The sequence below is a fragment of the Albimonas pacifica genome (assembly GCF_900113695.1).
GTDB lineage: Bacteria > Pseudomonadota > Alphaproteobacteria > Rhodobacterales > Rhodobacteraceae > Albimonas > Albimonas pacifica.
Genome location: NZ_FOQH01000001.1, coordinates 364,673 through 388,495 on the forward strand (window position 1 = coordinate 364,673; position 23,823 = coordinate 388,495).

21 protein-coding genes and 1 tRNA gene are annotated in these 23,823 nt (G+C 71.9%); 14 read left to right on the forward strand and 8 right to left on the reverse strand.

Annotated elements, in window-relative coordinates; translation table 11 throughout:
• Nucleotides 1–71: 71 nt before the first annotated feature.
• From BM064_RS01435 to BM064_RS01460, 6 genes are all read left to right on the forward strand, one after another.
• Nucleotides 72–731, forward strand: coding sequence for a GntR family transcriptional regulator (locus BM064_RS01435; RefSeq protein ID WP_092857089.1), 660 nt, complete (start codon nucleotides 72–74; stop codon nucleotides 729–731).
• A gap of 91 nt (nucleotides 732–822) precedes the next feature.
• On the forward strand, nucleotides 823–1,872 hold the full coding sequence (locus BM064_RS01440; protein WP_092857091.1) for an ABC transporter substrate-binding protein: 1,050 nt from the start codon (nucleotides 823–825) through the stop codon (nucleotides 1,870–1,872).
• Nucleotides 1,873–1,874: 2 nt separating this feature from the next.
• Nucleotides 1,875–3,593 carry an ABC transporter permease gene (locus BM064_RS01445; RefSeq protein ID WP_218160916.1) on the forward strand — a complete coding sequence of 573 codons (1,719 nt, stop codon included), beginning with the start codon at nucleotides 1,875–1,877 and terminating at the stop codon, nucleotides 3,591–3,593.
• 1 nt (nucleotide 3,594) lies between these two features.
• Entirely contained in the window at nucleotides 3,595–4,668 is a 1,074-nt protein-coding gene (locus BM064_RS01450; RefSeq protein WP_092857093.1) for an ABC transporter ATP-binding protein, read from the forward strand.
• On the forward strand, nucleotides 4,665–5,867 hold the full coding sequence (locus BM064_RS01455; protein ID WP_092857095.1) for a CaiB/BaiF CoA transferase family protein: 1,203 nt from the start codon (nucleotides 4,665–4,667) through the stop codon (nucleotides 5,865–5,867). Before BM064_RS01450 ends, BM064_RS01455 begins: the two co-directional genes overlap by 4 nt.
• Complete coding sequence (locus tag BM064_RS01460; protein ID WP_092857097.1) at nucleotides 5,864–6,685, forward strand: enoyl-CoA hydratase; 822 nt, start codon at nucleotides 5,864–5,866, stop codon at nucleotides 6,683–6,685. The genes BM064_RS01455 and BM064_RS01460 overlap by 4 nt, the downstream gene beginning before the upstream one ends.
• A gap of 98 nt (nucleotides 6,686–6,783) precedes the next feature.
• Here BM064_RS01460 and BM064_RS01465 read toward each other — a convergent pair whose 3' ends face one another.
• Together BM064_RS01465 and BM064_RS01470 are read right to left on the reverse strand one after the other, a co-directional pair.
• The gene (locus BM064_RS01465) at nucleotides 6,784–7,476 is read right to left on the reverse strand and encodes an IS6 family transposase (RefSeq protein WP_092857099.1); all 693 of its coding nucleotides are present in this window, start codon (nucleotides 7,474–7,476) and stop codon (nucleotides 6,784–6,786) included.
• A gap of 194 nt (nucleotides 7,477–7,670) precedes the next feature.
• Nucleotides 7,671–7,756, reverse strand: a tRNA-Tyr gene (locus BM064_RS01470).
• Between the two features lie 85 nt (nucleotides 7,757–7,841).
• Here BM064_RS01470 and BM064_RS01475 point away from each other — a divergent pair.
• Nucleotides 7,842–8,753: a TrmH family RNA methyltransferase gene (locus BM064_RS01475; protein ID WP_092857101.1), complete on the forward strand. Its 912-nt coding sequence runs from the start codon at nucleotides 7,842–7,844 to the stop codon at nucleotides 8,751–8,753.
• A gap of 288 nt (nucleotides 8,754–9,041) precedes the next feature.
• Entirely contained in the window at nucleotides 9,042–9,560 is a 519-nt protein-coding gene (locus BM064_RS01480; protein WP_092857103.1) for a CoA-binding protein, read from the forward strand.
• A 440-nt stretch (nucleotides 9,561–10,000) separates the two neighbouring features.
• Here the strand turns inward: BM064_RS01480 and BM064_RS01485 are convergent, their stop codons facing one another.
• On the reverse strand, nucleotides 10,001–10,678 hold the full coding sequence (locus tag BM064_RS01485; protein ID WP_092857105.1) for a LuxR family transcriptional regulator: 678 nt from the start codon (nucleotides 10,676–10,678) through the stop codon (nucleotides 10,001–10,003).
• 116 nt (nucleotides 10,679–10,794) lie between these two features.
• Between BM064_RS01485 and BM064_RS01490 the strand changes: the two genes are divergently transcribed.
• The gene (locus BM064_RS01490) at nucleotides 10,795–11,967 is read left to right on the forward strand and encodes a thiolase domain-containing protein (RefSeq protein WP_092857107.1); all 1,173 of its coding nucleotides are present in this window, start codon (nucleotides 10,795–10,797) and stop codon (nucleotides 11,965–11,967) included.
• A 161-nt stretch (nucleotides 11,968–12,128) separates the two neighbouring features.
• Here BM064_RS01490 and BM064_RS01495 read toward each other — a convergent pair whose 3' ends face one another.
• From BM064_RS01495 to BM064_RS01515, 5 genes are all read right to left on the reverse strand, one after another.
• Nucleotides 12,129–13,340, reverse strand: a complete 1,212-nt coding sequence (locus tag BM064_RS01495; RefSeq protein WP_092857109.1) for an NAD(P)/FAD-dependent oxidoreductase — start codon at nucleotides 13,338–13,340, stop codon at nucleotides 12,129–12,131.
• Between the two features lie 402 nt (nucleotides 13,341–13,742).
• Nucleotides 13,743–14,528, reverse strand: coding sequence for an SDR family NAD(P)-dependent oxidoreductase (locus BM064_RS01500; protein ID WP_092857111.1), 786 nt, complete (start codon nucleotides 14,526–14,528; stop codon nucleotides 13,743–13,745).
• Nucleotides 14,528–15,586: a phosphotransferase gene (locus tag BM064_RS01505; RefSeq protein ID WP_092857113.1), complete on the reverse strand. Its 1,059-nt coding sequence runs from the start codon at nucleotides 15,584–15,586 to the stop codon at nucleotides 14,528–14,530. Before BM064_RS01505 ends, BM064_RS01500 begins: the two co-directional genes overlap by 1 nt.
• Nucleotides 15,583–16,110 (reverse strand): MaoC family dehydratase, encoded by a 528-nt coding sequence (locus BM064_RS01510; RefSeq protein WP_092857115.1) that lies wholly within the window; start codon nucleotides 16,108–16,110, stop codon nucleotides 15,583–15,585. The genes BM064_RS01505 and BM064_RS01510 overlap by 4 nt, the downstream gene beginning before the upstream one ends.
• Before the next feature lies 1 nt (nucleotide 16,111).
• Entirely contained in the window at nucleotides 16,112–16,951 is an 840-nt protein-coding gene (locus tag BM064_RS01515) for an SDR family oxidoreductase (protein WP_092857117.1), read from the reverse strand.
• A 127-nt stretch (nucleotides 16,952–17,078) separates the two neighbouring features.
• Here BM064_RS01515 and BM064_RS01520 point away from each other — a divergent pair, with 127 nt between their 5' ends.
• From BM064_RS01520 to BM064_RS01540, 5 genes are all read left to right on the forward strand, one after another.
• Complete coding sequence (locus BM064_RS01520) at nucleotides 17,079–17,822, forward strand: TetR/AcrR family transcriptional regulator (RefSeq protein ID WP_177236109.1); 744 nt, start codon at nucleotides 17,079–17,081, stop codon at nucleotides 17,820–17,822.
• A 34-nt stretch (nucleotides 17,823–17,856) separates the two neighbouring features.
• Nucleotides 17,857–19,131, forward strand: a complete 1,275-nt coding sequence (locus BM064_RS01525) for an acyl-CoA dehydrogenase family protein (protein WP_425426137.1) — start codon at nucleotides 17,857–17,859, stop codon at nucleotides 19,129–19,131.
• A gap of 487 nt (nucleotides 19,132–19,618) precedes the next feature.
• Complete coding sequence (locus BM064_RS01530) at nucleotides 19,619–21,259, forward strand: ArnT family glycosyltransferase (protein ID WP_092857121.1); 1,641 nt, start codon at nucleotides 19,619–19,621, stop codon at nucleotides 21,257–21,259.
• Nucleotides 21,260–21,445: 186 nt separating this feature from the next.
• Nucleotides 21,446–22,549, forward strand: coding sequence for a polyamine ABC transporter substrate-binding protein (locus BM064_RS01535; protein ID WP_092857123.1), 1,104 nt, complete (start codon nucleotides 21,446–21,448; stop codon nucleotides 22,547–22,549).
• A gap of 11 nt (nucleotides 22,550–22,560) precedes the next feature.
• Nucleotides 22,561–23,694 carry an ABC transporter ATP-binding protein gene (locus BM064_RS01540; protein WP_092857125.1) on the forward strand — a complete coding sequence of 378 codons (1,134 nt, stop codon included), beginning with the start codon at nucleotides 22,561–22,563 and terminating at the stop codon, nucleotides 23,692–23,694.
• The last annotated feature ends 129 nt before the right edge of the window (nucleotides 23,695–23,823 follow it).

Here is a 23,823-nt window from a genome sequence, read left to right on the forward strand (position 1 = left end):
GTCTTTCAACACGATTCTCTTGTATGCACAAACAGAATCAACGTATGCGTTGATGGGCAGAGGAGGCCGGGATGGCGAAAGCGAGCGACAAGGTGCGGGAGCTGCTGGAGCGGGAGATCCGCCACGGCGCGCTGCGTCCCGGCGACAGCATCGACGAGCGGTCGCTGGCGGAGCGGTTCTCCGTCTCGCGGACCCCGGCGCGCGAGGCGATCCTGCAGCTCGCCGCCTCGGGGCTGGTGACGATGCGTCCCCGCCACGGCGCGGTGGTCGCCGGGCTCGAGGTCAAGGACGCCATCGCGATGATGGAGACGCTGGTGGCGCTGGAGGGGGAGGCCGCCGCCCTCGCCGCCCGCCGCATGTCCGCCGCGGAGGTGGAGGAGCTGTCGCGCCGCCACGCCGAAAGCGAGGCGGCGGCGCGGGAGCATGACAGCCGCGCCTACATAGACCTCAACGCCCGCTTCCACGCCGCCATCTACGCCGGCGCGCGCAACGACTATCTGGCCGGGCTGATCCGCAACACGCGCAGCCGCATGAGCTTCTTCCACGCCTCGAGCCTCAACCAGCGGGCGCGGGTGGAGCGGTCCTGGGACGAACATGGCGGGGTGGTCCGCGCCATCGCCTCGGGCGATCCCGCCGCCGCCGAGGCGGCGATGCGCGACCACATCCTGTCCGGCGGGCGCGTCTACGCCGATCTCGTCGCGGCGATGCCCCGGGAGACTTCGGCCGGCTGACCGGCCGCACGGGATCCGGAGCGCCGCCGGATCCCGCCGCAAGCCGACGGCGCAAGGGGCGAAGACCCCGCTCTCAGGGAGGACCCGTCACGTGACCCTCGACAGACGAACGTTTCTGGCGGCTTCGGCCGCCGCCGCCGCGGCGGCCGCCGGCCTTCGCCCCTTCGGGGCGCGCGCGCAGGACAGCCTCGCGGCGCTGCACGAGGCCGCCAAGGCCGAGGGCGAGCTGACCTGGTACATCGTGCCCATGTCCTCGGAATCCGCCGAGCGGGCCGCGGCGAAATTCACCGAGACCTATCCCGGCGTCGAGGTGAACGTGGTCCGCTCCACCGCGCAGGTGGCGTTCCAGCGGCTGAACCAGGACATCGACACCGGCGTGAACAACGCCGACGTCTTCACCACCTCCAACATCGCCCACGCGATCGACCTCAAGCAGCGGGGCCTCGCCGCAGCCTACCGGCCGATCCGGCGCGACGAGGTGTACGAGGAGTTCCGTGGCATCGATCCCGACGACATGTTCCACACCGTGATCGCAGGCACGATGGCGATCCTCTACAATTCCGACCAGGTGCCGGAGGCGGAGGCGCCGAAGAACTGGCCGGACCTGCTGGACCCGAAGTGGAAGGGCAAGGTCGCGATCGGCCATCCCGGCTTCTCGGGCTATGTCGGCCTCTGGGCCGTGAAGATGAAGGATCTCTACGGGCTCGAGTTCTTCGAGAAGATGGCCGAGCAGAACCCCTATATCGGCCGCTCCTCGATCGACGTGGCCACCACCACCGCCTCGGGCGAATCCGCCGTGGGCGCGGGGCCGGCGGCCTCGGCCGGGATCTCGGCCGCGCGGGGCAATCCGCTGGCGACCGTCTATCCGACCGACGGCACGGTGGTGATCACCTCGCCCACGGTGATCCCGAAGGCCGCCCCCCATCCCAACGCGGCGCGCCTGTTCCTCGAATTCCAGCTCGGCCAGGAATTCGCCGAGGTGATCGCCGCCGACTACGGCAACCCGATCCGGCCCGGCGTGCCGCTGGCGGACGGCGTGCCGGCGCTGGACGAGATCACGCTGATCTCCCCGACGGTGGATCAGATGGTGAGCGACGTCACCGTGGTGGCGGAAGAGTTCCGCGACATCTTCGGGATCTGAGCGTGACCGACCTGACGCAGACCGTCGCGGAGGGCACGCCGCGGCGCGCCCTCCGCATCGACTGGACGCTCGCGCTGTTCGCGCTCCTCGCGATCGCGCTGGCGCTTCTGGTCGTGGGGCCGCTGTCGCGGCTCTTCATCGAAAGCTTCAGCGACCCCGAGACCGGGGCGTTCACCTTCGGCAACTTCGTGGAGGTGGCGACGCGCAGCCGCTATCTCGTCGCCTACGGCCAGACGCTCCAGCTCGCCGCCATCACCGTCGTCCTGTCGCTGCTGCTCGCCCTGCCGATGGCCTGGGCGGTGTCGCGCACGGACATGCCGGCGCGGGGGCTGTTCCATTTCGGCGTGATCGGCGCCTTCATCATGCCGCCCTTTCTCGGCGCCATCGGCTGGATCCTGCTGGCCGGGCCGAACGCGGGATGGATCAACCGGATCTGGGCCTCGGCCACCGGCTCGACCGAGCCGCTGCTCGACATCTTCAGCGTCTGGGGGCTCGCCTTCATCATCGCGCTGAACGTGTTCCCGCTGATCTTCATCTTCGCCACCTCGGCGCTGGACCTGATTTCGTCCGAGATGGAGGAGGCGGCGGCGATCCACGGCGCGGGACCGATGCGCACCACCTGGATCGTCACCCTGCCGCTGGCGCTGCCGGCGATCCTGGGCGCGACGATGCTGGTGTTCCTGGAGACCATCGCGCTCTATGGCACGCCGGCGCTGATCGCGATCCCGGCGCGCTACAACGTGGCGACCACCCAGCTCACCACCTTCTTCGAGTATCCCGCGCGCATCGAGCTCGCCATGGCCTTCTCCGTGCCGCTGGTGCTGATCACGCTGGTCCTGCTGATCGCGCAGCGCCTGCTGCTGAAGGGCGGGCACGTCTCGGTCTCCGGCAAGGGCGGCTCGCGCCAGCCGATGCGGATCGGGCGCTGGAAATGGCTGCTGCTGGCGCATGGCGGAGTGGTGACGCTGCTTGCCGTGGTGCTGCCCGCGGCGATCCTGATCTCGACCTCCTTCCAGGTGGCCTGGGCCAAGGCCCCTACGCTCGACAACCTCACGCTGCGCAACTACCGCGAGATCCTGTTCGAGCAGGAGACGGTGATGAGCGCCCTGTGGAACACGATGAGCTATTCGCTCGTCGCGGCCACGGCCTGCACGGCGCTCGGCTTCGCGGTCGCCTATCTGGTGATCCGCCGGCTGCTGCCCGGCGCGCGCGCGCTCGCCTTCGTCGCGGTGGCGCCGGTGGCGGTGCCGGGGATCGTGCTCGCGATCTGCTTCTACGCCGCCTATGCCGGCCCGCCGCTGTCGCTCTACGGCTCCGGCGCGCTGGTGATCGTGGCCTTCGTCACCCGCTTCCTGCCGATCTCCTTCGTCTCCTGCGCCTCGGGCGTGCGCAGCATGAACCCCGAGCTGGAGGAGGCGGTGCTGATCCACGGCGGCTCGCGCCTGCGGGCGCTGGTCGAGGTGGTGGCGCCGGTGCTGAAGAAGTCCCTGCTGGGGGTCTGGATCCTGGTCTTCGTGATCTGCTCGCGGGAGCTGTCCACCGCCATGTTCCTGACCAGCTACGACAACCGCGTGGTGTCGATCCTGACGCTCGATCTGAGCGAGCAGGGCCGCTACGAGAACCTCGCCGCCATGGGGGTGCTGCTGCTGGTCATCACCTCCGCCGTCGTCGCCGTGGGCATCAAGCTGCTCGGGCGCGACTTCATGATCCGGAAGACCTGAGATGACGACGCTTGTGCTGGACGGCCTGTCCAAGAGCTACGGGTCCTTCAAGGCCGTGGACGGGGTGTCCCTGACGCTGCGGGACGGGGAGTTCCTGTCCCTGCTCGGCCCCTCGGGCTGCGGCAAGACCACGACCCTGCGCATGATCGCGGGCTTCATCGCGCCGACCGCGGGACGGATCCTGCTCGACGGGGCCGAGATCTCCTCCCCCCGCGGCTCGCTGCCGCCGGAGCGGCGGGGCATGTCCATGATCTTCCAGAGCTATGCGATCTGGCCGAACATGACCGTGGCGCAGAACGTGGGCTTCGGCCTGCGCATGAAGCGCCTGCCGAAGGAGGAGGTCGCCCGCCGCGTGGCCGAGATCCTGGACGTGGTCAAGCTGGGCCACCTGGCCGGGCGCTATCCCGCGGAGCTGTCGGGCGGCCAGCAGCAGCGCGTGGCGCTGGCCCGCGCGGTCGCGCCCCAGCCCAAGGTGATGCTGCTGGACGAGCCGTTGTCGAACCTCGACGCCAATCTGCGCGAGGACATGCGCGCGGAGATCAAGCGCATGCACCTGGAGTTCGGCATCACCACCGTCTACGTCACCCACGACCAGTCCGAGGCGATGGCGATCTCCGACCGCATCGCCGTGATCAACGCCGGCCGGGTCGAGCAGGTGGACGCGCCCTACGACCTCTACGCCCGCCCGCGCACCCGCTTCGCCGCGGAGTTCATCGGCCGCACCAACCTGATCGAGGGGCGCCGCGGCGCCGGCCGGCTGACCTTCCCCGCCTTCTCGATCCCCGATCCCGAGGGCGGGAGCGAGGCGGTGCTGGCTTCGATCCGGCCGCAGAACCTGCGCCTCGCGGCCCGGGGGGCCGAGGCCGCGCCCCGTCCCGGCGAGGTGCAGCTCGCCGCCCGCATCGGGGAGCGGATCTTCCTCGGCGAACGCTGGGACTACGGCCTGACGCTGGAGGGGGCCCCCGGCCCCACCCTGCGCGCGGCCGCGCCGGCGGAGCAGGTCTTCGACCTCGACGCGCCGGTCTGGGTCTCGATCCGCGAGGAACGCATCGTGCCGGTGGAGGCGCCGCGATGAGCGCCCCCTCCCCGACCTCCGCCCCCGCCGCTCCGGCCGGACCGATGTCGCGCTACCGGGTCCTGGACCTGACCCGCATCCGCTCGGGCCCCACCTGCGTCCGGCAGTTCGCAGACTGGGGCGCGGACGTGATCAAGGTCGAGCCGCCGGATGACGCCAGCGGCTACGCCGACCGCGCCAGCTCGGACTTCCAGAACCTGCACCGCAACAAGCGCAGCCTGACGCTGGACCTGAAGTCGGCGGAAGGGCGCGAGATCCTGATGCGGCTGGTGGACGGCGCCGACGTGCTGGTGGAGAATTTCCGCCCCCGCGTGAAGGCGCGCCTCGGCCTTGACTGGGAGGGGCTGCACGCCCGCAATCCCCGGCTGGTGCTGGGCTCGATTTCCGGCTTCGGGCAGACCGGGCCCTATGCGGACCTGCCGGGCTTCGACCAGGTGGCGCAGGGGATGGGCGGGCTGATGTCGGTGACCGGCCTGCCCGGCCAGGGTCCGGTGCGGGTCGGCGTGCCGATCGCCGACCTCACCGCCGGCATGTTCTGCGCCATGGGCATCCTGATGGCCCTGCTGGACCGGGAGCGGACGGGCGAGGGGCGCTGGGTGCAGACCAGCCTGCTGCAGGCGCAGGTGGCGATGCTGGACTTCCAGGCCGCCCGCTGGCTGATCGACGGCGTGGTGCCGGGCCAGGCGGGCAACGACCATCCCACCGCGACGCCGATGGGGGTCTATCCCACCCGCGACGGCTCGATGAACATCGCCGTCACCGGCGCGCGCATGTGGCGCGACTTCTGCGCGGTGATCGGCCGGCCGGAGCTCGCCGACGATCCCCGCTACGCGACCGGGCCCAAGCGGCTGGAGAACCGCGAGGCGTTGAACGCGCTGGTGCGCGAGATCACCCGAACCCGGACCACCGAGGATCTCCGAAGCGCGCTGGAGGCGGCCGCCATTCCCTGCGGCCCGATCTACGGCATAGACGAGGTGTTCGAGGATCCGCAGGTCCGGCATCTCGGCCTGGTGGGCGAGGTGGAGCATCCCGTCCGGGGGCGCTTGAAGGTGCTGAACCAGCCGCTCAGGATGTCGGGCGCAGAGCCCGTGCTGGACCGGCCGACGCCCGAGGCGGGCCAGCACACCGTCGAAGTGCTCGCGGAGCTCGGCCTCGACGCCGAGGCGATCCGCGGGCTGAAGGAGCGCAAGGTCGTATGAGCAGGATCGAACCCGTCGCCGAGGCGGACGGCTACACCCCCCGGATCGAGGCGCGGGTCGAGGGCGGCGTCGGCTGGATGATCGTCTCCAACCCCCGCCGCCGCAACGCGGTGACCTACGCCATGTGGCGCCAGATCCCGCAGGTGATGGCCGATTTCGCCGCCGACGACTCGGTGCGCGTGGTGGCGGTCCGCGGCGACGGGGACGAGGCCTTCGTGGCCGGCGCCGACATCACCGAGTTCGGCCGCCTGCGCTCCACGCCCGAGCAGGTCGCGGAATACGACCGCGTCGGGCGCGAGGCGGGCGAGGCGATCGCCGGGATCGGGAAGCCGACGGTGGCCCTGCTGCGCGCCTGGTGCGTGGGCGGGGGCTTGGGCCTCGCGCTCGGCTGCGACCTGCGCATCGCGGCCGAGGACACGCGCTTCGCGATCCCTGCCGCGCGGCTGGGTCTCGGCTACCGCTATGCCGGGGTGAAGACGCTGGTGGACGTGGTGGGTCCGGCCAACGCGGCGGAGATCTTCTTCACCGCACGGCGCTACGACGCGGCGGAGGCGCTGCGCCTCGGCCTGATCAACCGGATCCTGCCCGCGACGGGGTTCGACGAGGCGGCCCGCGACTATCTCGCCGGCATCGCCCGCAACGCGCCGCTGACCATGACGGCGGCGAAGCTAGCGATCCGCGGCGCGCTCGAGCGTCCCGCCCCGGAGGACCGGGCCGCGATCGACGCCGCCGTCCAGGCCTGCTTCGACAGCGAGGACTACCAGGAAGGCCGCGACGCCTTCGCCGCCAAGCGCCCGCCCGCCTTCCGCGGACGCTGACCCCCCCTCGCTTCGCCGCCGCATCGGGCAGCGCTGACCGCGCTGCGGGCTTTCACACGTAAAGTCGGCGGCGCCCGCGAGCGACACCGGGCCCGACCTCAGGCGGCGGCGATCGCGCGCCAGGTTGCGAGGGCCTCCGCCCGGAACCTCTTCATGGTTCGGCGGGAAATCAGGTGACGCTGGTTGTTGAAATGGGTGCAGGCGGCGGCGTGGGTCGAGAGGAAGCGCTGGGCCCCGCCCGGCGAGCGGAAGCCTCGCCTCTGGCGCTCCCTCCTGCGCGTCGGCTGATGCGAGACCTCGGCCCGGTTGTTCAACCGGCCGCCGGTCACCTGGCGGTCCGCCAGGCCGAGATCCCGCAAGGCCGCGCCGTAGGAGCGCAGACGGTCCGTAACGACGACCTCCGGCGCGAAACCCTGTCGTTCGAGCGGTTTGCGCAGCAGCTTCAGGGCCGCCTTCCGATTGCGCCGAGGCTGCACGATCACCTCGAGCGCCTCGCCCTCGTCGTCGACGGCGCGCCAGAGATGGTGGATCCGGCCCTGGATGCGCAGGAAGACCTCGTCCAGGCGCCAGCGGCCGGTGGGCCGCAGGCGCCGCTCCCGGATCCGCTGGGCATAGGCGGCGCCGACCTTGAGCGTCCAGCGGCGCACCGTCTCGCAGGAGACGTCGATGCCGCGCTCGGCCAGCAGGTCCTCGACATCGCGGCAGCCGAGGGCGAACCGAAGGTAGAGCCAGACCGCGTGCGGGATGATGACCGGCGGGAAACGATGGCGGGCGTAGAAGATGCGGCGCATGCCCGGGGTTATCGCGCCGCGGCTCGGGCCGCCATCCGGTTCACGTGTCAAAGCCCAAACGCCCCTTCCGGGGGCGTTTCCGCTCCGGTTTCGGTGCTCGCGTGAGGTCTCGGCAGTGCGACCCTCGGCTAACCCTCGGAAATGTCGGAGACTTCCAGGGCGACACAGGATCAGCAGTTTTGAGAAGGGCTGCGTGGTGGAGGGGGCTGGATTCGAACCAGCGTAGGGTTTCCCCGACGGATTTACAGTCCGTTGCATTTGACCGCTCTGCCACCCCTCCACAGGGCGCGACGCGGGGTGTAAGGGGCTCCGTGCGGGAGGTCAAGCGGTCCCCGCGCCCTTTTTCCGCGCGAAGGAGCAACGTCATGGCCGAGGACGGCGATCGCAGCAAACCCAGCGCCAGGACCAGCGACCGCGCCGAGCGGGGGGAGCGCGGCGGAGCGCGCCCCGCGAAAGGAGCGTGGAGCGGCGGCAAGGGCGGGCCGAAAGGCCCCGCGCGCGGCAATCCGGGCGCGCCCAGGCCCGCGCCGTGGCGGCAGGGGCCGGGCGGGGACGGGGCGCTGTGGCTCTTCGGCCTGCACGCGGTGCGCGACGCGCTCGCCAACCCGAAGCGCAAGAAGACCCGCCTGATCCTGACGCCCAACGCCGCGGTGCGCCTCGGCGAGGACGTGATCGAGGCCGCCGGCCTCGCGCCCGAATCCGCCGATCCGCGCCGCTTCCACGCCCCGCTCGACCCCCAGTCCGTCCACCAGGGCGCGGCGCTGGAGGTGCTGCCGCTGGACTGGGGCTCGCTGGAGGAGGTCTGCGCGCCGCGGGGGGAGCGCGACGTCGTGGTGCTGCTCGACCGCGTCACCGATCCCCACAACGTCGGCGCGGTGCTGCGCTCGGCCGAGGTCTTCGGCGCCCGCGCCGTGGTCGCCCCCGCCCGTCATGCCGCGCCCGAGACCGGGGCGCTCGCCAAGACCGCCTCGGGCGCGCTGGAGCGCCAACCCTACCTGCGGGTCAAGAACCTTTCCTCGGCGATGGAGACGTTGCGCGGGATGGGCTATGCGCTGCTGGGCCTCGACGGGGAGGGGGAGACGACGATCGACGCGGCGCTCGCCGCCCGTCCCGGCCCCGTGGCGCTGGCGCTGGGGGCCGAGGGGCCCGGCCTGCGCCCCAAGACGCGGGAGACCTGCGACGCGCTGGTGCGGATCGACTCGGCGGCGGATTTCGGCTCCCTCAACGTCTCGAACGCGGCCGCGGTCTCGCTCTACGCCGCGACCCGGCCCCGGTGAGGCGGTTCCGGCGGGCCGGGCCCGCGGACCGGCCCCCGGCGCCCCGTTCCGGGGCGTGGCCGCGCGGCGACGGGGAGGCTGAAACATACCGCAAACTTTCGCGAGGGGGTTTCCAAGGTCCCGTCGCGGCTCCATATACTTCCCATGAGGCGATGACGGCGGGTCCGCCCCCGTCATCCACTCACTGTCCCTCGTTCCGACTTCAGCGCCCGCCTTGTGCGGGCGCTTTTTTCGTCGCCCCGCCCCGCGCCGCTTTCCCCAGCGAAGGCCGCGGCTTAAGGTGAGCCCATGACCGAGACCGAAGCCCCTTTCGACCCCGCCTCCAACCCCTCGCCGGACGGGCTGCGCCGCATCCTGCGCAGCGTCAGGACGGTGGCGATGGTCGGCGTCTCGACCAACCCGGTGCGGCCCTCGAACTACGTGGGGCGCTACCTGGCGCTGAAAGGCTACCGGGTGATTCCCGTCAATCCCGTGGCCGCGGGGCAGCGGCTGTGGGGGCAGGAGGTGCGCGCCTCGCTGGCCGACATCCCCGCCGAGCTCGGTCCGATCGACATGGTCGACGTGTTCCGCCGCTCCGACCAGGCGGGCGAGGTGGTGGACGAGGCGCTGGCGACGCTGCTCGACCGCGGCCTCAAGGTGATCTGGCTGCAGATCGGGGTGGTGAACGAGCCTGCCGCCGCCCGCGCCCGCGCGAAGGGCGTCGAGGTGGTGCAGAACCTGTGCCCCAAGATGGAATACCAGCGCCTGTTCGGCGAGCTGCGCATGGGCGGCATCAACACCGGCGTGATCTCCTCCCGACTCGGCTGACCGCGGCCCTGGCCGCGACGGGCGGCGCCGTCCCCGGCCGGCCGCCGATAGGCGCCCGAGTCGCAGGCCGCCCCTCCGGCCCCCGCAGCGGGCCGCCGCCCCGACCCTGGCCCGCCTTCGCGCCGCCCGCCCCATGCGCCCGTCCCGACGCCCGCCGGGAGCGCCTGTTCTCCGGAGCCGTCCGTCGCTGATGCCGATCAGAGCGACTCGGCCGATGGGGTCAGGGATCGCGAAGCGACCCCGCGCCAGCGGGGCTTGTCCTTGACCCCATCGGCCGAGTCGCTCAGGCATCAAAAGCGACGGACGGCTCCGGAGAACAGGCGCGGCTTGTTCTCTGGTGAGTTCAGAAGCGGCCTTCCGCGGGCGAAGCCCGCGCGCGCCGGAGGCGCGCATCGCCAAGCCCGCCCGCAGGGCGCCCCCGCCCCTCGGCGCCCGCCGCTTCACCGCGTCTCCATGATCCGCGACACCAGCTCCGCCACGTTGCGCGCCCCCAGCTTGCGCATCACCGAGGCGCGGTGCACCTCCACCGTGCGGTGGGAGATGTCGAGCAGGCGCGCGATCTGCTTGGCGGTGCGCCCGGCGACCACGTGCAGGGCGATCTCGCGCTCGCGGGCGGTCAGGCCGGGCTGGTCGGGGGTCTCGGGGCCCTCCAGCTTCTCGAAGGTCCACACCATCAGCTCGAACGGCGCATCGGGCGTCAGGGTGCGGCCGCGGGCGCGGGCCCAGAACATCGTCCCGCCGCGGGCCTGCATCACCCGCTCGTCCTCGTGCACCGGCCGGTCGCGCATCAGCCGCAGCCAGCGCTCGCCGACCGCGCGGAATTCGAAGGCGGAGGGGTAGAGCATCCGCACCGACTGCCCCTGCATCAGGTGGCGCGGCCAGCCGAACAGCGCCGCCGCCGCCGGATTGGCCTGCAGGATCCGGCGGTTGGCCAGCACCAGCAGGGCCACCGGCGCCTCGACGAAGGCCAGCGCCGACAGCGAGGCGTCGTCCGTCGCGCTCAGGTCCGGGGGCGGCGGCCGCTTCGGGGGCGCCTCGGCCGGCGGGGCGGGGGACAGGCCCGCCTCCGCGAAGAGGTCCGGCTGCTCCGAGGCCGGAGGCCGCTTTCGTCCCGCCATCGTGTCCGCCTCCTCGCCCGTCTACGCAGGCACCTACGTAGTCCTGCGTATGGAAGCAACCCGCCGGAGCTGTGCATATGCACGAAACCGCGAAAGCGACGGGAAGGGAGCGACCCATGAGCCAGGACATCTACATCACCGGCGCCGGCCACACCAAGTTCGGCCGCCTGCAGGACAGCCTCGAGGCGCTGATCGTCGAGAGCGCCCGCGAGGCGATGGAGGAGGCGCAGACCGCCCCCTCGCAGATCGACGCCGTGTTCCTCGGCCACTTCAACTCGGGGCTGGTGAAGGACGGCTTCGCCTCCTCGCTGATCCACCAGGCGCATCCCGACTTCCGCTTCACGCCGGCCGCGCGCTGCGAGAACGCCTGCGCCTCGGGCGCCGCCGCGATCCACGCGGGGATCAACGCGATCCTTGCCGGCAAGGCGAAGACCGTCCTCGTGGTGGGGGCCGAGAAGATGACCCACCGCTCCACCCCCGACGTGACCGAGGCGCTGGCCGGCGCCGGCTACCAGAACGACGAAGCCGAGGCGGCGCTGAGCTTCCCGCAGGTCTTCGGCCTCGCCGCGCGCGCCTACGCCGAGCGCCACGGCGACCCGCTGGCCGACATGGCCCGCATCGCCTCCAAGAACCATTCCAACGCGATGGACAACCCGCTCGCCCAGATGCAGCGCCCGATGAGCTTCGAGGCCTGCAACGAGGTCGGCGAGAAGAACCCGCTGATCGCCCCGCCGCTGCGGCTGACCGACTGCTCGCTGGTCACCGACGGGGCCGCCGCCATCGTGCTGCAGGCCGCCGACGTCGCGGGGGACGCCGGGAAGCGGGTGAAGATCGCCGCGGCCGAGCATGTCTCGGACTACCTGCCGATGTCGCGCCGCGACTTCGTGGCCTTCGAGGGGCCGGCCCGCGCCATCGCGCAGGCCTATGCCGCGGCGGGCCTGAGCGTCGCCGACATCGACTTCGCCGAGGTCCACGACTGCTTCACCATCGCCGAGCTGCTGGTCTACGAGGCCATGGGCCTCGCCCCCGCCGGCCGCGGCGGGCAGGCGATCGCCGAGGGCACGGTGCTCAAGGGCGGCCGGACGCCGGTGAACCTCTCGGGCGGGCTGAAGGCCAAGGGACACCCGGTCGGCGCCACCGGCGTCTCGATGCACGCGCTGGGCTTCCGGCAGCTGACCAACCAGGCCGGCGGCATGCAGGCCGAGGGCGCCGAGCATGGGCTGCTGTTCAACATGGGCGGCGCCGCGGTCGCCAACTACGCCACGATCCTGCAGGCCGACCGGGCCTGAGGCCGGCCGTTCGAACCGCGGAGGCCCCGGAGCGTTTCCGGGGCCTTCCGCGTCCTGCGGCGGGAGCGGGGCGCCCCGGGCTCGACCCGGGGCCTCGGCCGCAGGCCGGGCGCCGGCGCGTCCCGGGTCGAGCCCGGGACGCGCCGGGGCGGTCGCGGCGCTCAGATGATCTCGGTCTCGACCAGCGGGCGGTTCTCCAGCAGGCGCGCCCAGCTCAGCGGCGCCAGGTCCAGGCTGCGGTAGCCGCCGTGCAGCAGCCATTCCGCCACGCCGCGGCCGACGCCGGCGGCGTGCTGCAGGCCGTGGCCGGAGAAGCCGGTGGCGAAGACCAGGTTGGCCACGTCCGGGTGCGGGCCCACCACGCCGTTGCGGTCGAAGGCGTTCCATTCGTAGTGGCCGGCCCAGAAGCGCTGCAGGCGGATCGCCTCGAAGACCTCCGAGCGCTCGGCCAGCGCCGGCCAGACGATCTCCTCGAATTCCTCGTGGCGCGGGTCGAAGTCGTCGAGGGCGACCTCGGGGTCCTCGACCGGGGGGGCGCCGGCCAGGAAGAAGCGGCCCTCGGGACGGCAGAACACGCCCGAGGGGTCGATCATCATCGGCGGGCGGGTGGCCGGGTCGGGGGGCGTGGCGCAGTCGAAGACGAAGATCGTGCGCTTGCGAGGGCCCACGGGCAGGGCGAGGCCCGCCCAGGCGGCGGCGTCCCCGCTGCGGGGGCCTGCGGCGACGACCGCGGACCCGCAGGCGATGCGGGCGCCGGAGGCGAGCGTCACCGCCGCCACCCGGCCGCCCTGCATCTCGAAGCCGCTCGCCTCGTCCGTCACGAAGCGCGCGCCGGCGGCGCGGGCCCTGCGGGAGACGGCGGTCAGGAAGCCCATGTTGTCGAACCAGCCCTCGCCGCGGGGCCCGAAGGCGCCGAGCGTCAGGTCGTGCGTGCGCAGGTGCGGCCAGCGGGCGGCGATCTCGTCCGGGGTCAGGAGGAGGGTCTCCGCCCCCGCGGCCGTCTGCACGGCGTGATTGGCGCGGATCGCGGCCTCCTGCGAGGGGGAGGCGGCGAGCATCAGGTAGCCGTCCTCGCGGAAATTCAGGTCGGGCCCCGGCTCGTCGTCGATGGCGAAGAGCGTGGGGGCGGCGCGCAGGACCTCGGCGCCGTAGCGCGAGAGCGCGATGGAGACCGGCGTCGAGAACTGCCGGCGCAGGCCCGCGGCGGAGAGGGCGGTGGAGGCGCGGGCGTAGCTCGGGTCGCGCTCGATCACCGTCACCGAGCCGGGGAAGCCGAGGAAGGCCTTCAGCCAGCAGGAGATAGCGGCGCCGACGACGCCGCCCCCGACGATGACGACGTCGGACGAGGCGGGCGGGGCGGACGGCTGGGACATGCGGCGATCTCCTGACCTTTCCGCGCTACGCCGGGGGAGGCGCGGCTGTCCAGCGAGGCGCGACGGGCGCGGCCCTCCGCCGCGCCGGCAAGGGGGGAGGAGGCGCCCTGCGGGCGGGCCTGGCATGCGCGCGCTTCGCGCGCGGCGGGCTGGCGCCCGCAGGCCGCTTCCGAACTCACCAGAGAACAAGCCCGCGCCTGCTCTCCGGCGCCGTCCATCGCTGACGATGCCTGAGCGACTCGGGCGGAGGGGTCAAGGACAAGCCCCCTTCGGGGGTCGCTTCGCGATCCTTGACCCCTCCGCCCGAGTCGCTCTTTTCGGCATCAGCGATGGACGGCTCCGGAGAACAGGCGCTCCCGGAAGGGCTCGTGGCGGGCGGGGGCCTGGGGCAAGCTGGGCGCGTCAGACGGCGGTGACGCCGCCGTCGATGGCGATGGCCTGGCCGGTCATGAAGCCGTTGGCGGGGTCGGCGGCCCAGAGGATCGCCTGGCAGATCTCTTCCGGCGCGCCCAGTCGGCGCATGGGGACGCCGCGGGAGACGAAGGCCTCGGCCTCCTCCTGGGTGGAGCCCTTGTCCATCATCGCCTTGACGGCGCCGCCCATGACGATGGGGGTCTTCGCGAAGGCGGGGCAGATGGCGTTGATGCGGATGCCGCGGCGGGCGTTCTCGGCGGCCGCCGATTTGGTCAGGCCGATCACGCCGTGCTTCGCGGCGGAGTAGACCGAGATCATCGGGGCGCCGGCGATGCCGGCCAGCGAGGCGATGTTCACGATCGCGCCGCCGCGGCCGCCCTGCCGGACGTCCATCGCCGGGATCTGGGCGGACATCGCCTTCCAGACGGCCCAGAGGTCGACCTCGAAGACCAGGCGGGCGCGGGCGTCTTCCACCTCTTCGAGGCGGGCGCGGGGGTGGGAGAGGCCGGCGTTGTTGACGGCGACGTCGAGGCCGCCGAAGCGGTCCTTCGCCAGCGCCACGAGGCGGTCGTGGATGCCGTCCTCGGTGACGTCGCCGGCCAGCGTCGCCACCTCGCCCTCGATCCCCGACGCCACCTCGTCGAGCGGCGTCGAGGGGTGGTCGGAGAGGACCAGGCGGGCCCCCTCCTTCGCGAACATGGCGGCCGAGACCGATCCGAAGCCGCCCGTGGCCCCGGTGATCAGGACCGTGAGCCCTTCGAACCGGCCGGCCATCAGAGCGACCCGGCCTTCTCGAGCCCCTCGATGGCGACGCGCGCCACGATGGGGACGTTCTTGCCGGACTTCTTCGCCGTCTCGGGGTCCGAGGCGTTGCCGTCCAGGCCCCGCTTGTAGACGCCCTGGATGATCGCCGCGTAGCGGAACAGCGAGAAGGCCACGTAGAATTCCCAGTTCGGGATCCCCGTCAGGCCGCGGCGCCTGCAGTAGGCCTCGACGTATTCCTCCTCGACCGGCAGGCCGGTGGCGCGGCTGCGCTCGAGGTTGCCGATGCCGCGCACGCGCTCGGAGTAGGGCAGGCGCCAGTAGGCGCACTGGTAGCCGAGGTCCGCGTAGGGGTGGCCCAGCGTCGACAGCTCCCAGTCCAGCACCGCCAGCAGCTTCGGCTCGGTCGGGTGGAACATGGCGTTGTCGAGCCGGTAGTCGCCGTGCACCAGGCACACGGTGCCGTCATCGGCGGGCATGTTCTCTTCCAGCCACTTGATCAGGGCTTCCATGTCCGGGTGATGCTCGGTCTCCGAGGCGCGGTAGTTCTTGGACCAGCGGCCGAACTGACGCTCGTAGTAGCTGCCGGGGCGGCCGAAATCCTCGAGCCCCACGGCCTTCACGTCGACGTCGTGCAGGGCGGCCATCGCCTCGTTCAGGGCGTCGTAGGTCAGGAAGCGCTGCTCGGGCGAGAGATCCGGCAGGCGCGGGTCCCACAGCACGCGGCCCTCGAGATACTCCATCACGTAGAACATACGGCCGATGGGGCTTTCGTCCCCGTCGGGGGCCAGGTGGTACATCTTCGGGACCGGCACCGCGGTGGGGCCGAGCGCCTTCATCACCTTGTACTCGCGGTCCACCTGGTGGGCGGATTTCAGCAGCTCCCCCGGGGGCTTGGCGCGCATCACGTAGCGGCCGGAGTTCGCCGTCAGCAGGTAGGTCGGGTTGGACTGGCCGCCGGAGAACTTCTTGGCCTCCTGCAGGCCCTTGAAGCCCTCGACATGCTTTTCGAGGTAGGCGCCGAGCGCCGCCTCGTCGAGCTGGGCGGCGGCGTTGGCTTCGCGGCTCATGCCTCCCCCCCGAGCTTCGCGTATCCGCGCGAGGTGGCGACCAGCGCGGGCTTGCCGCCCGAGGCGACCTCCTGGCCCTCGATCTCCACCACCACGTCGTAGGCGGTGACGAGCGCGCCGTCCTTCTCCTGCGCGTCGGCCAGCGTGTAGCGGCCGCGGACCTTGGAGCCGACGGGCACCTGGTTGATGAAGCGGACTTTATCGAGCCCGTAGTTGAACCCCATCACCGCGCCCTTCACCTTCGGCGAGAGCTGGTAGGCGAAGCCCGCCAGCAGCGACAGGGTGAAGAACCCGTGCGCGATCGTGCCGGGCAGGCCGTGCTCCTTCGCGCGGGGCGGGTTGACGTGGATGAAGTTGCGGTCGTCGGTGGCCACCGCGAAGGCGTCGACGGCCTCCTGCGTGATGTGGAACCAGGCGGTCACGCCGATCTCCTCGCCGATCTTCGCCTTGAAGTCGGCCACCGACCACGTCGGCACGTCGCGGGCGAGCGGATCGTAGTCCTCGACCCCGTTTTCGGTCAGCATGTCAGTCTCTCCCCTTTTCCCACAGGTCTCCGCCCGTCATCACGCCGATGCCGCCATCCAGCGGCAGGATGCAGCCCGTCACGTAGGCGCCCGCGCGCGAACACAGGTAGAGCGCGGCGCCGGCCATGTCCTGCGCCCGGCCCACGCGGCCCAGCGGGATGTCCTGGCCCACCGCTTCCTGCTTCTCTTCCGTCCCGGTCGCGAAGGCGGTCATGCGGGAGGGGAAGGGGCCCGGCGCGAAGGCGTTGAAGGTGATCCGGCGCGAGGCGCATTCCTTGGCCAGGATCTTGGTCATCTGATGCACCGCGGCCTTGGAGGCGGAGTAGGAATAGCTCCCGTCCCCGATCGGCCAGTGGCCCATCACCGAGCCCAGAGAGATCACCCGGGCGGGGTCGGCATCCGTCGCGGCCTTCTCCAGCAGCGGCAGCAGCTGGCGGGTCAGCTCGTAGGCGCCCGCGACGTTGACGCGGAAGACCTTGTCCCAGGCGGCGTAGGGGAAGGTGTCGAAGTCCTTCGCGGCCCAGGCGACGCCGGCGTTGTTGAAGAGGATGTGCAGCGCGTCGGTGCGCTTGGCCACTTCCTGGGCCAGCGTCTCGCAGCCGCCCTCCGAGCCCACGTCGCCCGAGAAGCCCTCGACCGAGCCGACGCCGCCGGCCTCCTTGATCAGGGCGTTGATCTCCGCCGCCGCCGCTTCGCAGTCGGCGCCCTTGCGCGAGGCGATCAGCACGCGGGCGCCGCCCTGGGCCAGCGCCTCGGCGATCATCCGCCCGATGCCGGTGGCGCCGCCGGTGACCAGCGCGGTCTTGCCGCGCACGCCGAACAGGTCGTCGAGATAGCTCAACGCGTCCTCCCCATGCATTCTTGTGGCCGGGTCTCGCGCCCGGCTCCGGCCGTCCCCCGAGGGGCGCCGGAGCGGATCTCGATCGCCGGCGTTGACGACATACTCGGCAGTATGTAGGCTCCCGATGATGAGCGCAACCCCGCAGCACCGGCCCGGCGCGGCCCCCTCCGATCCGTCTTCCGAGGTGGTCGGGACGGTCGTCGGCGTCGCGCCCGCGGACGCGGCGCAGGACGCCCCCCTCGACCCGGCCGCGGCGGCCGAGGCGGCCCGCGCGCAGGCCCTCGAAGAGGTGCTCGCCGCCGCCGCGGTGGCCTTCATGGAGCGGGGCTTCGCCGCCACCTCGATCGACGACGTGGCCCGCGGGATGGGGGCCACCAAGGGGCGCGTCTACCACTACTACCGCTCGAAGCTGGACCTGTTCACCGACGTCGTGCGCCGCAGCCTGGAGATGATCCACGAGGCGGTGGCGCAGGCCGAAGGGGCCGGCGGAAACCCGCGCGCGCGGATGGACCGGATGATGCGGGTGCACGTGCGCTCGATCCTCAAGGACCAGCCCTGGCATCGCTGCGCCCTGCAGGGCGTGGAGATGTTCCTGCGCGAAAGCGCGGCGCCCGAGCAGCGCGCCGCCATGGCCGACCTGATCCACCTGCGCGGCGCCCACGAACGCCTGTTCCTGCGGGTGCTGGAGCAGGGGCAGGAAACCGGCGCCTTCCGCCGCTGCGACGCGGCGGTGACGGTGCGCACGCTGCTGCCGGCGCTGAACGGCGCCGTCTACTGGTATCGCCCCCGCGAGGGCGAGACCGAGGCGCATCTCGACCGGATCATCGACGAAATCGTCGCCTTCGCCCTGGGAGGGCTGGAAGCCCGCTGAAAGGGCAGGGGCGACGGAAACGGGAGGAGACCCCATGAACGCCAGACCCGAGTTCATCAAGCCCGAGCTCGAGACCATGTCGCTGGGCATGACCGAGCGGCTGAAGCCGCTTCACGAGGCCGTCGCCACGATGGTCCGCGACGAGATCATCCCCGCCTCGGCCGCCTTCGAGGAGGCCCACGCCAAGGCCCCGGACCCCTGGACCTACACCCCCGAGATGCTGGAGATCATCGACGGGCTGAAGGCCAAGGCGCGCGAGCGCGGCCTGTGGAACTTCTGGCTGACGGATTCGGAGCGCGGCTACGGCCTCTCGACCGTCGAATACGCCTACCTCGCCGAGGAGATGGGCAAGGCGCCGCTGGGGGCCGAGACCTTCAACTGCTCCGCCCCCGACACCGGCAACATGGAGGTGCTGGAGCGCTACGGCTCCCAGGCCCACAAGGACAAGTGGCTGGGCAAGCTGCTCGAGGGCAAGATCCGCTCGGCCTATGTGATGACCGAGCCGCAGACGGCCTCCTCCGACGCCACCAACATCCGCCTGAGCTGCGTGCGCGACGGCGACGAGTATGTGCTGAACGGCGAGAAGTGGTGGATCTCGGGCGCCGGCGACCCGCGCTGCGAGCTCTACATCGTCATGGTGCACACGCCCTCGGACGACCGTCCGAAGCACCAGCAGCATTCCCAGATCCTGGTGGATCCGAAGACGCCCGGCATCACCAAACTGCGCGCCATGCAGGTGTTCGGCAATCCCGACGCGCCGCACGGCCACCTGCACCTGCGCTTCGAGAACGTGCGCGTGCCGGCGGAGAACCTGCTGCTGGGCGAGGGCCGGGGGTTCGAGATCTCCCAGGGCCGCCTCGGGCCGGGGCGCATCCACCACTGCATGCGCGCCATCGGCCAGGCCGAGCGGGCGCTGGAGCTGATGATCAAGCGCTCGCTCGAGCGCGAGGCCTTCGGCCAGCCGCTCTACAAGCTGGGCGCCAACTACGACATCATCGCCGAGTGCCGGATCAAGATCGAGCAGTGCCGCCTGCTGTGCCTGAAGGCGGCCTGGATGATGGACCAGGGCGACCCGCGCCAGGCGGGGCCGTGGATCTCGATGATCAAGACCGCCGCGCCGCGGATGGCGCTGGAGGTGATCGACGAGGCCATGCAGATGCACGGCGCGGGCGGCCTCAGCCAGGACTTCCCGCTGGCCCACATGTGGACCCACGTCCGCACCCTGCGCCAGGCCGACGGGCCCGACGCGGTGCACCGCCGCCAGGTGGCCCGGCGCGAGCTGCGCCAGTACACGCAGGAGAAGGTGTGATCGGGGGCTGACGCTCCCGGGTCATGCGGCGGCGCGCTCCGGATCGGGGCGCGCCGTTTTCCGTTGAGGAGGCGGTCTACGGGCGCCCTGCGGGCGGGCTTGGCTGGGTCCCGCCCCGGGGGGAGGGGGGCCTTTCAGACGCGCAGGCCGCTTCCGAACTCACCCAAGAACAAGCCCCGCGCCTGTCCTCCGGATCCGTCCATCGCTGAAGATGCCTGAGCGACTCGCCCGCAGGGGTCAAGGACAAGCCGCGCAAGCGCGGTCGCTTCGCGATCCCTGACCCCTGCGGGCGAGTCGCTCTGATCGGCATCAGCGATGGACGGCTCCGGAGAACAGGCGCTCTGCGAGGGCCGCCGGCGTCGCGCCGGGCGCGTCTCGTCGAGGGGGGCGCGGGGCGGTGCGCGGCGCGGGGTCCGGTTGCGCGCGGGGGCGGGCGCTGGCAGAACCGGGGCGCGCCGGAGGCGAGGCGCGGGAGGCCGGAGCGAGCATGAGCGCGCAGAGCAGCAGGACCCCCTCGCGGGCGCGGAAGACCGCCCCGCGCAAGGCGCCCGCGGTCGGGCCGAAGCCGGCTGCGAAAGGCGCCGGCAAGGGCGGCGGAGGCCGCGGCGGCGGCGCCTCGGGCGCGGCGGCGGCCGAGCGGGTGCTGTGGTCGCAGCGGGCCTGGGCGATGCTGGCGGGGCTCGCGGTCCTGCGGCTGGCGCTGAACGCGCTGGGGCTGATCCCGGTGCATTTCGACGAGGCGCAGTACTGGGCCTACGGGCGCGAGATGGCGGCCGGGCACTATTCCAAGCCGCCGCTGGTGGGGTGGCTGATCCTCGCCTCCACGAGCGTGCTGGGCGACACCGCCTTCGGGCTGCGGTTCTTCGCGCCGCTGGCGCATCTGGCGGTCGGGGCGGGGGTGTTCCTGACCGCCCGGCGGCTGTTCGATGCGCGCTGCGGGTTCTGGGCGGCGCTGCTCTATTCCGCGGCGCCCGGCGTCTCGATCTCGGCCGGGCTGATGACCACCGATCCGGTGATGATGGCGGGCTGGGTGCTGGCGCTCTACGCGCTGGTCCGCGCGATGGAGGTTCAGCCGGGGCCGAAGTCCGCCGAGCCCTGGGGCTGGTGGGCGCTGGTCGGCGCCGGCGTCGGCCTGGGAATGCTGGCGAAATACACCGCCGTCGCCCTGCCGCTGGGGCTGCTGGGCTACGTGCTGTTCTCGCGCGAGACGCCGCTCGGTCCCTCGCGCCGCAGGGGCGCGGGGCTGGCGGCCGGCGTGGCGGCGCTGGTGCTCTCGCCCAACATCGTGTGGAACGCGATGCACGGCTTCGTCACCGTCGCGCATCTGGGCGAGAACGCCGAGGTCGGGCGCGGCGGGCTGGCGCACCCGGGCGAGCTGGCCGAGTTCCTGGGCGCCCAGTTCGGCGTCATCGGGCCGGTGGCGTTCCTGGCCGTGCTGGCGGCGCTGGTCACGCTGCCCTTCGATCCCGCCCGTCGCGGCGACTGGCGCGAGCGGCTGCTGGCCTGGTCGGCCGCGCCCCTGCTGGCGGCGATGTGCGTGCAGGCCTTCCTCAGCCAGGCCAACGCCAACTGGGCGGCGCCGGCCTATGTGGGGGGCTCGATCCTCGCCGCGCGCTGGCTGCTGGCGCGGCCCTGGGGGGAGCTCGCGGGCAAGGTCCAGGCGGGGGTCGGGATCGTGGCGGTGGTGGCGGTGTTGCTGCTGGGCGGGGTCTACGACCTCTGGGCGCGCGACCTGCCGCGCTTCGCCGACCCGTACAAGAAGATGCGCAACGGCGGGCCCTTCTGCGAGGCGGCGCTGAGCGCGATGGAGGGCGAGGGCGCGCAGGTCCTGCTCTCCAACGACCGCCGGCGCCTGTCGGAGTGCCTGTTCGAGGGCGGCATGGGCTTTCGGGACGTGGCCGTCTGGGACCCCGACGGCGTGCCCTCGAACCATTTCGAGTTCCGCTCCCGCCTGCAGCCCGGCGACGACCGCCTGATGCTGCTCGCGGTCGAGAGCGAGGCGCAGGGGCAGGAGATCGCCGACCGCTTCGCCTGGGCGGTTCCGGTGGGCTCGGGCCGCTTCGCCACCCATGCCGACCGCAGCGTGACCTACGTGCTGTGGGCGGTGGAGGGGTTCGAGGGCTACTGACCCCGCGCCGGCCGCGCCCGGGCGCCCGGGCCGGCGGGCGACGGCGCCGCCTCGCCTGCCGTCGCGGCCGCGGCGCCGGGGCGGGGCGTTCAGAATCCCCCTTTCGCGCCTGCGAGAGCGCTCATATGGTCATCCCTCGACAGGGCCTGCACGCCGCGCAGGCGCCGACGACAGGGAGCCCGCTCAATGACCTGCAAGACCGCTCTTTCCCTCCTCGCCGCCGCTGCGGCAGGCCTCGCCGCCGGAGCCGCCCAGGCGCAGGAGGAGCCCGTCCTCAACGTCTACAACTGGTCCGACTACATCGCCGAGGACACGATCGAGAAATTCGAGGCGGAGACCGGCATCAAGGTCACCTACGACGTCTACGACTCCAACGAGGTGCTCGAGACCAAGCTGATGGCCGGCTCCACCGGCTACGACGTGGTGGTCCCCACCGGCGACTTCCTCGCCCGCCAGATCCAGGCCGGCATCTACCAGCCGCTGGACAAGTCCAAGCTGCCGAACCTCGAGAACATGGACGCCGACCTGATGGCGCGCCTGGCCAACTGGGACCCCGAGAACGCCCACGCGGTCGTCTACATGTGGGGCACCACCGGCATCGGCTACAACACCGCCAAGATCGAGGAACGGCTGGGCGCCGACGCGCCGACCAACTCCTGGGCGCTGGTCTTCGACGAGGCGAACGCGGCCAAGCTCGCCGACTGCGGCATCACCATGCTCGACGCGCCCACCGAGATCATTCCGGCGGCGATGAACTACCTGGGCCTCGACCCCCAGTCGACCGAGACGGCGGACATCGAGAAGGCCGAGGCGCTGCTGAAGACCATCGCGCCGCATGTGCGCTACTTCCACTCCTCGCAGTACATCAACGACCTGGCGAACGGGGACGTGTGCCTCTCGGTCGGCTGGTCGGGCGACGTGTTCATCGCCCGCGACCGCGCGGCCGAGGCCGAGAACGGCGTCGAGATCGCCTACGTGATCCCCGACGAGGGCGCGCTGCTGTGGATGGACACGCTGGCGATCCCCGCCGACGCGCCGCATCCCGAGAACGCGCACAAGTTCATCAACTTCATTATGGACGGCCAGATCACCGCCGACATCACCAACTACGTCTGGTACGCGAACGCCAACACCGCGTCCCTGCCGATGGTCGACGAGGAGATCACCTCGGATCCGGGCATCTTCCCCACCGAGGCGGCGAAGAAGAAGCTCTACACGGCCGTGGTCTACGACGCGCGCGTCTCGCGCACCGTCAACCGGGCCTGGACCTCGATCAAGACCGGCCAATAAGGCGTCCGAGCATGACCGCGCCCGCGAGCCCCCCGACGCGCGCCCCGAAATCGGACCGCGCCTTCATCCGCATCGCGGACGTGGTGAAGACCTTCGACGGCTTCCGGGCCGTCGACAACATCAGCCTCGACGTCGCCGAGGGGGAGATCTTCTGCCTCCTCGGCGGCTCGGGCTCCGGCAAGTCGACCCTGCTGCGGATGCTGGCGGGGTTCGAGACCCCGGACAGCGGCCGCATCGAGATCGACGGCCAGGACATGACCTCGGTCCCCCCCTGGGACCGGCCGGTCAACATGATGTTCCAGAGCTACGCGCTGTTCCCGCACATGTCGGTGGCCAGGAACGTCGCCTACGGGCTGAAGCAGGACCGGCTGCCGAAATCCGAGATCGAGGCGCAGGTGAAGCGGATGCTGGAGCTGGTGAAGCTCGACACGCTCGCCCACCGCAAGCCCCACCAGCTCTCGGGCGGCCAGCGCCAGCGCGTGGCGCTGGCGCGCGCGCTCGCCAAGAAGCCCAAGGCGCTGCTGCTCGACGAGCCGCTCTCGGCGCTCGACAAGAAGCTGCGCGAGGAGACGCAGTTCGAGCTGATGGACATCCAGGACACGCTCGGCACCACCTTCATCGTGGTCACCCACGACCAGGAGGAGGCGATGACGCTGGGCACGAGGATCGGGGTGATGGACCAGGGCCGGCTGGTGCAGGTGGACGCGCCGCGGGACCTCTACGAATACCCCAAGAACCGGTTCATCGCCGACTTCGTCGGTTCGGTGAACATCTTCGAGGGGCAGGTGACCGAGGACGAGTCCGACCACCTGCGCGTCGGCTCCCAGGCGCTGGGGGGCGAGATCTACATCGACCACGGCATGAGCTGCCAGCTCGGCCAGACGGTCTGGGTCGCCGTGCGCCCCGAGAAGATGCGCCTGCGCCGCGAGGCGCCCGAGGGCCCGGTCGGCGGCGCCGCGCAGGGCGTGGTCGAGGACATCGCCTACATGGGCGGGCTGAGCCACTACCGTGTGGTCCTGCCCTCCGGCCAGCGGGTGCGCGCGACGCTCGCGAACCGAGACCGCCACGACGCCGATGCGCCGACCTGGGAGGAAACGGTCTGGATCTCCTGGCCCCCCGCGGCCGGCGTGGCGCTGCTGTCGTGACCGCGGCGCCGGCGCGCCTCCGGGGCCCGAGCGGCCTGCAGGCGCCCTGCGGGCGGGCCTGGCTGCGTCGCGGCGGCGGCGGGTCGGGCGCCCGGATCGCCTCCGGCGCGGCCGTGCCGCCGGCCGCAA